Origin of the sequence: Streptomyces sp. BV286, assembly GCF_019090165.1 — a bacterium.
Taxonomy (GTDB): domain Bacteria; phylum Actinomycetota; class Actinomycetes; order Streptomycetales; family Streptomycetaceae; genus Streptomyces.
The window spans coordinates 1-11,204 of sequence record NZ_JAHRIB010000035.1; the positions used below are offsets into that span (position 1 = coordinate 1).

The following is an 11,204-nucleotide window of genomic DNA, read 5'->3' on the forward strand; positions in this document are numbered from 1 at the left end:
CCTCACCGTTGAGGTAGGGGAAGAGGACGTCCTTGTTGCGAGGGTCGCGCTGGATCAGGTCGTCTGCCTGTTCGGGGGTGAGGATGAACCCTTTCCCCAACACGTTAGACCCCTGGAACGACTTGCTCTTGTTGGCTACCAGACGGTACGGCCGCCCCGAAACCCGAGACCGCGGATCAAGCGACGAAGTGATACCCCGGACCGCGACATCGTCCAGTACCCGAGTGGCGTCAGCACCCAACCCCGGCCTGGTGGTCCAGACAGCGCAGTACTCCAGTGCCGCAGACCGCGAAGGCCAGCGTGCGCTCTTCACCGCTCGGCGTACCTCGATGCCGTCATCCAGTAGCTGGTCGAGTCCAACCTCCCGAGTATCGCCCTGGGCAAGGGTGTTGGTAGCGATCAGGCCCGTCTGGCCGCGCTCGCTGAGCAGTTGGTGGGCTCGGAGCTCGAAGTAGGCGACGAGGTCCGCGCTACCCCGCTGCCCACGCCCCAGCCCGAGCACGAGGTACTCGCGGTATGCCTGCCCCAGAGTCCCCGTCAGTTTCTGGCCACCGAGGAAAGGAGGGTTGCCGATGATCGCGTCGAAGCCGCCCTGCTCGGCCTCGAAGACCTCGGGGAACACGAGAGGCCAGTGCACGGGCAGACGGACGAAGCCGTCCGCGGGGAGGTCCTTGCTCAGCCAGTCCAGAGCCCGCGTCCGAGCATCGTGGATCACGGGGTCGGAGTCGCGGACCGACTCAGAGGCGACCATGCCGGCCAGCTCCGCAGCCTGGATGTAGGTAGCGCTCTGCAACGAGTCACCGCCACCCGCAGAAGCGAGGCCCGCCCCTGTCGTCAGGTCGCCGATCAGCCGCAGGCGTTGCAGGTGTTCGTTCGTGGCCGCGAGCAGGCGCCGTTTCTCATCCAGGTCGGCAATGGTGTCGCTGTGGATTCCGGCGATGGCCTGCCGGTTGTCTGCCGCGCCGTGGACACGAGCACGCGCCCACTCGGTCCACCCCTCTTCGAAGGCTCCCCGATGGAGCTTGCGGCCCGCTACCGGATCGAGATGCACACTCTCGATCTGCTCCAGGTTGGCGATCCCCAGCAGCGAGTCCCCCGCCACCAACCGGTCGTCCAGAAACGTGAACGGGCGTTCCGGGTCCATGGAGATCAGCCACAGCGACAGCTTGGCCATCTCCACCGCCATGGGATTGATGTCCACCCCGTACAGGCAGTGCTCGATGATCAGGCGCCGGGCGCGGACCATCACCGGGTCGCTCTCCGCGTCCGCCGCCGTCATGGCGCCCGTCTGGTCGCGGTGGCTGCCGCGGAAGGCCAGGGCCTCCTCGTCCTCCGCCTCGACCCAGGCGTCGACCAGACGGTCCGCGAGGTAGCGGCAGGCGGCGACCAGGAAGGCGGCCGACCCCATCGCGATGTCGGCGACCTTGAGCTTCAGGATGTCGTCCGCGCCGACGAGCTTCCACTGCTTGTCGTCCGCCGTCTGGAGCGGGCCCGGACGGTAGACGAGTGGCTCCAGTGCTCCCACGGCGACCTGCTGGGCCAGGACACGCGGCGTGTAGTGGGTGCCGGTGTTCTTGCGGAGGCGGGACTCCGTGACATACAGGCCGTCCTCCGGGATCACCACCGGCAGGCCGCGCAGGTCGTCGCGGAGGAGGCCATGGAAGGGGAGGATGCGCTCGGCCAGGTCGCGGTCGTTCTCGGTCACCGCGAGCAAGCGGTGAACGGCCTTGCCCCGCGCCTGGTCGTCGCCGGTGGCGAGCAGCTTCTCCATCTTCGACGCTGCGGCTGGCGGCCTGGGGTCTTTCAAGTGCTCGTGCAGCTTCTTCGACAGGCCCGGGAGGTTGGGCTTCTGGCCGGAGACGGCGCGTGCGCCCACTCCGAACGGGGCAGCCAGTTCCTCCAGTTCGGTCAGGCTCACCTCGTGTTCCAGGCCGGGCTTGCCGATGAGCCCAAGCACGGTGTCCTGGGCGCGCTTGCCGTCGTACGAGAGGAGGCCCTCGTACACGTAGCCGATCTGCTCGACATCGAGGGCCCGGAAGGTCAGCCGGCGCCGCTCCCTGTTGACGACGACGAACTGCACCGAGTCGAGGACGTGCAGGACGGTCCGGTCGTCGATCGGGAGGAGGGAGGTGTGGCCGTCTGCGGCCCGCGTGGCGCCGTCGTCCGTGGCGTCTGCGCCCTCCGGCACCGCCTCCAGCCAGGGGAAGCGCTTCGGGTCGAAGATCGAGCCGTCGTACGCAGGCAATGTGAGCAGGGGGTGGTCCACTCCGCCGTGGACGGCGTGGAAGAGGGCGATCAGCCGGTGCCAGGCGGCGGTGGTGTGGTCCAGGGAGTCCTCGCCGTCCGCGCGGCGGCGTTTGTCCAGCGTCTCGTACAGCCGCCCGGCCGAATACGCCTCCGCGTAAAGCTCGTTGTCAGCGGGCAGCAGGCCCCGTTCCTCCGCGAAGAGGAGGAAGACGACGCGCATCATGACCGCGACGGCGCCCCGGTAGACCTCGCTCGCCGGTACACCTGACAATCCCTTGCCGCCGCGTTTGACCATCCGGGCCTCGGCGCGGCCGATGGAGTCCACCAGGAGTTCGACGGCCTGACGGACCTGGATGCCGAGCGCCTCGGTGACGTCTTCCTGACCGTCCAGGCTCTCGCGCAGCAGCGCAGGGAGCAGTTCGTCCACCGGGCGTCCGAAGAACCGGCCGCGGCGGAGGAGGGACACCCAGGCGCGGACCGCCACCAGGTCAGCCGCCTCGTTCCAGGCGATGGTGTCGAAGGTGGCGCTCGTCGTGACGCCGCCGGGCGGTGCCCAGACCAGGGACCACCAACGGCCGTCGGTGACCAGGCCCAGCTCGACGCCATGGTGGCGCAGGACGTGGGCGAGCCGGTCGACTCCGCTCGCCGCCCAGGAGTCGTCCCTGATACGGCGAGTCGGCACGGTGTCGGGCGGGAGGACCAGGCCGAGGATCGGTACGTGCTGGGCGGTGCCAGCAGTATCCGGTTCGGCGGTGGGGTCGGTTCCAGGGCGGACGAGGGCGAAGTCGGGGCGGACGGTGGTGTCGGACCCGGGCGGGCTGACTGCGAACCGGTCCAGCAGCGTGTCGTCCTCGGCCAGGCTTTCGCCGCTGTCGCCGAACTGTCCGGCGCCCTCCCGCAGATGCAGGGCGTCGTCCCATTCCAGCAGGGTGCGCAGCTGGAAGCCGATCCAGTCGAGGCGGCCGGCGCCCTTGCGGTCGTCCTGCCAGATGCCGTGGTGGAGGCGGATGTCGGCGCGGCGCCCGCTGGGCACGCCTTCCAGCTGTGGCCAGCTGCGCAGCAGGACCGGCAAGGTGAGAAACGGGCCGGACACCTCGACGAGGTTCAGCCAGTCCAGGTGCTGCTGCTTGCCGTCGGACGCCTTCGCGGCACGGATTGCGGCGGCGGAGGGACGGCGGCTTCCGGAGCGCGGCGCGGAGCTCATCAGTATGCCTCCTTGGCGGGGATGACGAAAACGACGGCGACAGGGAAGAGATGGTCCTGCGGCTCGCGGTAGCGGGCGGCGATCGCGGCGAGTTCGCGCTGGCGTTCGTCCTCCACGCCGTCGAGCCGGGCCCGCCAACGTTTGCGGTCGTCGGCGAGCTGGCGGCGTTCGTCGGGATCCTTCAGCTCGTCCAGGCCGAAGAGCGTGTCCATTCCGCCCGTCGGGGAGGCCGCCGTGGCGGAGGAGGTCTCGCCGAGCCGGTTCCGCAGAGTGCGCTGGAGACGGTCGAGGGTGGCGTTGATGCGCTGCTCCTCATCGGCCTGGCGCTCGGCCAGCCGGTCCATCAGGGACACCTTGCGTTCCTTGCCGCGCGCGTCGACAGACTGGGTGAGGCCCTCGTACGTCTTCGGCCAGCTCTGCTGGAGCCGGTGGAGCAGGCGCTCCTTGGCGGGGCGGCCCTCGGTGAGCGCTCGGTCCAGGATCGAGGCGACCGCCTCTACTCCGCGCAGCCGACGCTGCCAGCCGTTGTCGCCGAGCCAGCCACCCGCGTGCAGGATCTCCTCATGGAGGCGCTGCCCGTCCGTGCCGACCAGCACGAAGCGGGCGTACGCGCCGACGAACGTGGTCTCCAGGGCGGGGTCGTCGCTGACGACGGCCGTGATCCGGCGCAGGTCGACGTTGTCCGCGTTCCAGACGGCCGCGCGCAGCAGCCGCGTCGACATGGCTACCAGCGGATGGTTCAGATGGGCCAGCACGATGTCGGGGCGCCCCGAAGCTGCCCGCGCATCGAAGGTGACCGGGCGAAGGACGTCGGGGCGAAGCTTGTCGGGCAGGCCGCGGGTGGCCCGCTCCCACGAGCCGGTCAGCGGGGGCACGGTGTACAGGCCCTGCCGGAAGTCGTCCTCGGACGGCGCGTTCTCGTCGAGGCACGGTACGAGGGGCTGCTGGCGGGCCAGGTTCAGCGCGGTGTTCACCACGCGGGCGACCCGGTCCGGGGTGATGCCGAGTTCCACGGTCGTCTGCTTCAGCTGGGCGCTGAGCCGCCGCACCTGCTCAGTGACGTTCTGTTCGGCGTCCACCTTGCCGCCCGTGGGACGACCCTTGATCTTCTTCGCTCGGGCGTGCTCGATGTCGAAGTCGCTGAGCTGGCCCGTCATCCGCAGCTGTACCTTCTCGGCGAGTACGGCGTTGACCTCGCCGAGGTCCTCCTCCATCTGCGCGACCTTCCGCGCGATGCGGGCGAGGAACTCCAGGTCGGCCTCGTACACGTCCGTCCTGGCCTTGTCCCAGGCGGCGCCGACGAAGTGCATGATCTGCGGGTTGTATCGCTGGCCGTAGCGATCGATGCGGCCGATGCGCTGTTCGAGCTTGTTGGGGTTGAACGGGATGTCGTAGTTGATCAAATATCGACAATGGTCTTGGAGGTCGATTCCCTCGCTTGCGGCGTCAGTGGCGATGAGGATGCGTACCGTGCCCTCGGGGCTGGTGGGCTGTTCCTGGAAGGCGAGCCGGATCTGCTCGCGCTCGTCGGCATTCTTCCCACCGTGGAGGGTGAGGACGCGGCCCTCCTGGGCCAGGCCCTCCTGCTGGAGCAGGTTCAGCAGCCAGTCTTGGGTGTCGCGGTACTCGGTGAACACGACGACCCGCTCGTTCCCCCAGGTCCCGCCGGTGAGGCAGATGGCCTTGAGGGTCTTGACGAGCTCCTTGGCCTTGGCGTCAGGGGACGCCTGGTGGGCCTGGCCCCAGCGGGCCATCCGCTCCAGCAGCTCGGCCTCTTCCTCGGAAGAGGCCGGGGTGACCGTGGCTGCTCGGGTGATCGCGTCGTGCTCGGCCTCGGCCAGCTCCTCGTCGTCGAGCTCGGCGGCGTAGTCCTCGTACTGCGTGATCCACAGCGGGGTCTCGACCGGGGCCGGAACCTCCTTTTTTCCGCCTGACCTCGCCTTGGCGCGTACCGATTCGAGGTGGACGCCGACGGTGTGCGCGAAGGCGGCGGGAGAGGAGAACAGCCGCTTCTTCAGCAGCAGGGTGACCAGGTCGACGGCCTTCCGGCCGCCGCGCCGGTCGGGCGTGACCCGCTTCTTGCGCAGTTCTGCGTAGCGGGTGAGGAGGGCGTGGATCTCGCGCTCGGTGTCGGGGTACTCGACAGGCAGCGCCTTCGACTCGCGGACGTGGAAGCGGGGGTTGCCCTCCTCGTCGGTCACGGAGGTCTTCAGACGTCGTACGACGGTGTCGTCGAGGGCGGCCGTGTCCGGCTCGCCGCCGCGGAAGAAGCGCTGGTTGTCGATGAGTTCCAGCAGGGCGGTGTACGACTCCTGGTAGCCGTTGTGCGGGGTGGCGGAGAGGAAGAGCCGGTGCTCGAAGTGGGGGGCGAGACGCCGGATCAGCTTGGTCTGCTGGGAGTCGACGGCGTAGATCTGCTTGGGCGCGCTCGGGGCGACATGGTGTGCCTCGTCCAGGATCAGCAGATCGAAGGTACGGCGCCCGGGGCGGCCCGGCAGCTCCGTCGACCCTCCCGGGGGTAGCACCTCGTCGATAAGCCGCTGCGCCTTGGGCGTGCGCAACCAGGGGAGGCTGACGATGGTCAAGGGGAACACCCGGAACGGGTTGGCGGCGCTGCTGTGCGTGCGGCGCAGTTCGGCGCAGCAGGCAGAGTCGACCACGGTGAAGTCGAGGCCGAACTTGTCGGCCATCTCGTCGCGCCACTTGAGGGTGAGCCCCGCTGGGCAGACAACCATGACGCGATGGGCCCGGCCGCGCAGCCGCAGCTCCTCGGCGACCAGTCCGGCCTCCACGGTCTTGCCGAGACCGACATCGTCGGCGAGCAGCAGATTGACGCGGGGGGCGCCGACGGCGCGAGCGACCGGTTCCAGCTGGTACGGCTCGATGGCCACCCCTGACCGGAAGGGGGCCTGGAGCGTCTTCACGTCAGCGGAAGCGACAGCGGACCAGCGGACGGCGTCGAGGAAGGCCGCGAGCTGCTCCGGCGGGTCGAACGCTCCGGTGGAGGCGTCGGGAAGGGAGCCGGCGGGGAGGACGCGGCGTCCCGGCTCGACCTCCCATATCACGGAGAGGGTGTCGCCGTAGCGGCCATCGGCAACGGACTGTAGATGCACCACGGTGACATCGCCGGCCGGGGCGGCTTCGACTCCGGACACCACCCAGTTCTGGCCGCGTACCTGAACGAGAGCATTCTCCTTCGGCGGCGCGACGATTGCGGAGGCTTCGGAAGTACGGGTGGTTCCGGGCATGCGGACATCCTCCACTATCACTACCGGCGAGACGGCGGTGCCTACCGGAGTGCCTCATATTGACGAGCGATTCGTTCGTTGACCTAGATCACATACTTTCTCTCCTGGTTGTGGACGGGGCGTCGGCGGGTCACTGCGGGAGGCGGAGCGCGCGGGTCAGTCTGCCCAGGCGGCTGACCAGACGCTCCACCTCGGCATGGGCCTGATGGTCGGGAGGCAGCGCGGTCCGTTGGTCGTCGGCGAGGTGGCGCAGAGCCTCCAGGGCTTCACCAGCCGCGCCTGAGCCCGCCAGGAGGGTGGCGATGTCCCGGCGGGTCTCTAACATCTCCGGATCCAGCAGGGGAAGCACCTCCTTCTGGAGATCGAGTGCCTCGCGAAGCTCCAGGAGGGCGGCGGAATTGTGCCCGAGCCGGCCAAGGCAGCGGGCCGCCATCACCCGGCAAGCCGCGAGGTCCGCGTCCGGCGCGGAACGCGTCGACACGAGGGTTTCCGCGAGCTCCAGGCAGCCCTCGCGTGCCGCTTGCAGTTCCTGCCCTTCGAACTGCAAGCGGAGGATGGCCAGTCGGCGGGAGACGACCTCCGGATGGGAGGAGTCGAAACGGGGCAGCACCTCGTTGAGATCCCTGCCCAGCAGCTCCAGTGCCTGTGACAACCGCCCCTCTGCCGCAAGGCGTTGCGCGCGCTCGCGCAGGTCCGCCGACTCCGCGGGTGACCCGGCCCCGGAGGTGGACGGCGGTTGCGCTGGCTGAACGGAAGGTTGTGCAGTTGCGAGCGGGGCCGGGGCGTGCTCCGGAACGGATGCGTGCGCTTTATCCGAAGGAGGATCGTTCGGAAGGTCGCTGCCATCGTGCGGCAGGCGCGCGGTGGCCTTGCCGGGCCTCGGCGTTCCGGCGCGGGCGGCCTTCGGCACCGCCTGCTCGGCCCAGGGCGCGAGGGCCTCCCGGACTTCGGCTGCGTCCACCGGCCGATCCTCCGGGCGCTTCGCAAGTAAGCGGGAGACCAGGTCGCACAGTTCGGCTGGTGCGTCGTCACGCAGCCGTTCCAGTGGTACTGGAGTATCGGCGATGTGCTGGACCACCAGGGCCAGCGGCTCGTCGGCCGTGAATGGCGGTCGTCCGCCCAGTATCTCGTACAGCACGCACCCCAGTGCGTACAGATCACTGAGGGGAGTGGCCGCCTGCCCCTTGCCTTGCTCTGGAGAGATGAAGCCCGGAGTTCCGGCCACCATGCCCGCGTCGGTCAACCGTGGACCGTCCGGTGGTTGCAGGGCGGTGGCGATACCGAAGTCGAGGACGCGTACCGTGCCGTCTGCCGTGAGCATCACGTTGCGGGGCGTGAGATCCCGGTGGACGAAGCCGCGTCCGTGAGCCTGGACCAGCACGGAGCACACCTGGGCGCCCACCGCGGCGGCCCACTCCACGGGAAAGGGCCCGCGCTGGGCCACCAGCCGGTCCAGCGTGTGTCCGTACACGCGCTGCATGACCAGATAGAGCCGACTCGCTCGATGGGTGCCCGCATCATGGATGACCGGTACGTACGGATGCTCCAGCTTGGCCATCAGTCGTGCTTCTCTGGTGAAGCGGACGACGGCGGGGTCCTGCGGATCGAGCCTGCGCGGCATCTTGGAGACAGCCGTCCGTGGCGTCAGCAGTTTCACCGCCACAGACCGGTCCAGCCGCTGATCGTACGCCGCCCACGCCTCGCCCATGCCACCTCTGCCGAGCAGCTCCGCCAACTCGTAGCGGCCGTCGATCAGTTCGCCCCTCGTCAGGTGCTGGTCCCTCATCGTCTTCCCCGCGCCCTTTTGTCGCCCCGGGTTGCCGGTGGTCGCGGAGAGGCCGAGCCATATGGGGCCTCCCCAAGGTGTGTACGCACCCGGTCCGCCCCGAACCATCACGGTGGGTGCATGGTCGCTAACGATCCTAGGTCAGCACGAGAGGACCGGGGAGCGGACGAGTAAACCGAGGGTCTCGAAGCTGCCGAAATCCTTCACCGGCGCCCCGCTCCACGAGAGTTCCCTGCACTCAGGAGCGGTGTACGACTCACGGTGCTACGCCTCAAGGGGACGGGACAGAGTGCTGGGGACTTTCACAGACGCGCCGCATGTACGGGTTCGGGGCAGGTCGCGGGCTGGCGAGATTGGCCCTTGCGTCGTGTGCCCTGTTGTCCGTGCTCTCTACAGTGCGGCTCCTGACCACGTATCAAATCGGGAACCTCCGGCTGTCCGCTCCAGACGACACCAGTCGCCTGAAGGCCGATTGCGATCCAGGTCCGGTCACAAGTCGTCATCCGGCACACGGGCAGTCGGCGCACGGGGTGGCCACGCCAGCATGGATTGCACGGTCGTGCACGAGAACACGGTGCAGCGAGGGGTGAAGCCCATGGCCAAGCTCACTGAGGAGCAGAAGCGGCAACGAGCCGCCAAGCGTGCTCTGCGCTCGGCCCTCGAAGCCGAAGCGGATGACCGGCGGCGCCGTGAGCGGGATGAGCAGTGGGAGCGAGAAGGTACACGCCTCAGCTGGGCGGAGTACGTGGCTGGTGAGCCCTGCCGCGGTTGCGGACTGCCCATGACGGATGGGCTGGGGAGCTGGCCACCCCTCCTGAAGTTGTCCGAGGCGGAGAAGCTCGAATACGAGGAAGCCAACCAGAAGTTCCGGGAGCGGCACGTCGACTGCCGGGACGCCCGGTGGACCGTCAGCGGTTCTCGGGTAACGCACTGCTGTTTCTGCTGCCCACCACCGCCGATGGGGCCGAAGCAGATGGAGAAGCTCGCCAGGCTGTTCGCTTCCTGGCCCTCACGGGAGGAACGCACGAAGGACCTCGATAGTTGGGATCTCACTCTCCGTTGCGACCACGTGGTGCCTTACATTCAGCATCGCGAGAACACCCGCGTCTCCGCCCGCGTCGTCGACTGCCCAGAGTGCGGAGAGCGTCGCGGCGTAGTGAGCAGTGAGCGAGTAGGGCCCGCGTACCGCGATGACGGGACCATCCGTGAGCGGGCGGCAGCTGATCGGGAGCGGCTCGCCCGGGAACTGGCAGCCGCCGAGGCGAAGCTGACCCGTCAGCAGAAGAACGCGGCGGCAACCCAACAACGCATCGCCGAGCTCCAGGAAGAGCTCGGCAGTGAGTCTTGATGAGACGAAGCGCAGGCAGCGATGCCAGGTCATTCCCCGTATCGATTCCAATGGGTTACCGGCCGGGAGCCCTCGTGTACCGAGGCGTCAGGACTCAGAGGCCGAATCACGTGCCGGCCAGTGCTTCGGCGGGGCGACGGCCGGGTCCGTGATCTGGAGGCGCTTCTGCCGGGTCGGGTCGATCGACGTCAGAGAGACGAGACGCTGGCCGCTAGCCGCTGCGAGCTCGGACAAGGCGTGAGGAAGGGCCGCGCAGACAGTGGCGATCGCCGTGCCCAGACCCACCAAGCCACCGTGCTTGTTGTTCTGGCGGTACTCGATGCGATGCAGGCCCGACTGTGCGATGGCCGCCACTTCGAGTGGCCGGCTGAGCTGCTTGGTGTCGTTGGTGATGACGACCTCGAAGCCGTCGGCCTTGGCCTTGGCGTACAGCTCAATGTCCTTCGTGCCCGTCCAGCCCTTGAGGTCGTGGACGTGAACGACTTCATGGGCCTTCAGCAGGATGCGCACGATCTCGGCCATGGGGCGCGGCACGTTCTCGTCGAGCAGCAGTTTCAAGCGACGACCTGCCGGGGCTCGCTGCTGCCATAGCTGTCGACGTACTCGCTGAAGTCGGCGGCGTCCCGGGCGGCCTCTGCCGTCACCCCTGGGTAGAACTCACCGATCTGGTCCGGCGGAATGCCGTCTCTTACGAGGGCAGCGACATCTGACGCCGGGATCCTGGTGCCTTGGATGACCGGTTCTCCGCCGCGGACCGACGCGTCGACCGCGACGTGCTCACGGGGAGTGAGCAGAGCGGGAATGCTACGGCCGTCCTTATAGAAGGGCGCGAGAACATCCACCATCTGGTGGATGACCACGTTGCCCCCCTTGATCAGGTCTACGGCATGGTCGGGTTCAGCCAGATAGATCGTGTCCGGACCCGCGACAAGTTTGTACGAGGAGAGGTGCTTCGACTCGCCGAGATCTTCCCGGAGCGTGTTCAGCGCACGGCGGATCTTCTGCAACGAAGCCTCTTCGCGCAGCTGCACACAGATACGGAGTGCGACAACGTCGCGGAACGAGTAGAGGATCGGCCTCTCACTGGAGATCTCGGGCACGAGCACGGAGCCCTTGGGCCCGGAGGCTCGGCGCCAGTGAGACAGCTGGCGCAGCGTCGCGCCGGAAAGAGCCGCGGCGAGTTTGGGTTCGTACGACACCGCGCGCCTCCTTCCGTCTTTCGCCCCCATCGATATCGGCCTGAACGTACCCCATTCTCCTGGAGGCCACTCAGCACAGAAACCGAAGGGCCCACTCAGGGTGAGCCGGGGACGCTGCACGCCCCATGCCGCACACGCCGCTGCCACGGGATTCGCCACAGGCCGGCACACG

The 11,204-nt window shown here is 68.3% G+C and carries 6 protein-coding genes; 1 reads left to right on the forward strand and 5 read right to left on the reverse strand.

Annotated elements, in window-relative coordinates; all coding sequences use genetic code 11:
- From KUF83_RS05180 to KUF83_RS05190, 3 genes are all read right to left on the reverse strand, one after another.
- Nucleotides 1-3,451, reverse strand: a 3,451-nt coding sequence (locus tag KUF83_RS05180; RefSeq protein ID WP_217453351.1) for an Eco57I restriction-modification methylase domain-containing protein, incomplete at its 3' end; no start/stop codon positions are given.
- A complete protein-coding gene (gene drmD / locus KUF83_RS05185) occupies nucleotides 3,451-6,699 on the reverse strand; it encodes a DISARM system SNF2-like helicase DrmD (RefSeq protein ID WP_217453352.1) in 3,249 nt (1,082 codons plus the stop codon). The genes drmD and KUF83_RS05180, both read right to left, overlap by 1 nt.
- A gap of 130 nt (nucleotides 6,700-6,829) precedes the next feature.
- Complete coding sequence (locus KUF83_RS05190; protein ID WP_217453353.1) at nucleotides 6,830-8,485, reverse strand: serine/threonine-protein kinase; 1,656 nt, start codon at nucleotides 8,483-8,485, stop codon at nucleotides 6,830-6,832.
- Nucleotides 8,486-9,080: 595 nt separating this feature from the next.
- On the opposite strand from KUF83_RS05190, the gene KUF83_RS05195 reads away from it, so the two are divergent.
- Nucleotides 9,081-9,833, forward strand: coding sequence for a hypothetical protein (locus KUF83_RS05195; RefSeq protein ID WP_217453354.1), 753 nt, complete (start codon nucleotides 9,081-9,083; stop codon nucleotides 9,831-9,833).
- Between the two features lie 87 nt (nucleotides 9,834-9,920).
- On the opposite strand, the gene KUF83_RS05200 is transcribed toward KUF83_RS05195, so the two are convergent.
- Together KUF83_RS05200 and KUF83_RS05205 are read right to left on the reverse strand one after the other, a co-directional pair.
- Complete coding sequence (locus tag KUF83_RS05200) at nucleotides 9,921-10,391, reverse strand: DUF5615 family PIN-like protein (protein ID WP_217453355.1); 471 nt, start codon at nucleotides 10,389-10,391, stop codon at nucleotides 9,921-9,923.
- On the reverse strand, nucleotides 10,388-11,032 hold the full coding sequence (locus KUF83_RS05205) for a DUF433 domain-containing protein (RefSeq protein WP_128802521.1): 645 nt from the start codon (nucleotides 11,030-11,032) through the stop codon (nucleotides 10,388-10,390). Before KUF83_RS05205 ends, KUF83_RS05200 begins: the two co-directional genes overlap by 4 nt.
- Nucleotides 11,033-11,204 lie beyond the last annotated feature (172 nt).

What these genes read in the sequence shown, in the direction of transcription:
- drmD (WP_217453352.1), bottom strand. Translation starts at nt 6,699, where the DNA reads ATGCCCGGAACCACCCGTACTTCCGAAGCCTCCGCAATCGTCGCGCCG.
- KUF83_RS05190 (WP_217453353.1), bottom strand. Translation starts at nt 8,485, where the DNA reads ATGAGGGACCAGCACCTGACGAGGGGCGAACTGATCGACGGCCGCTAC.
- KUF83_RS05195 (WP_217453354.1), top strand. Translation starts at nt 9,081, where the DNA reads ATGGCCAAGCTCACTGAGGAGCAGAAGCGGCAACGAGCCGCCAAGCGT.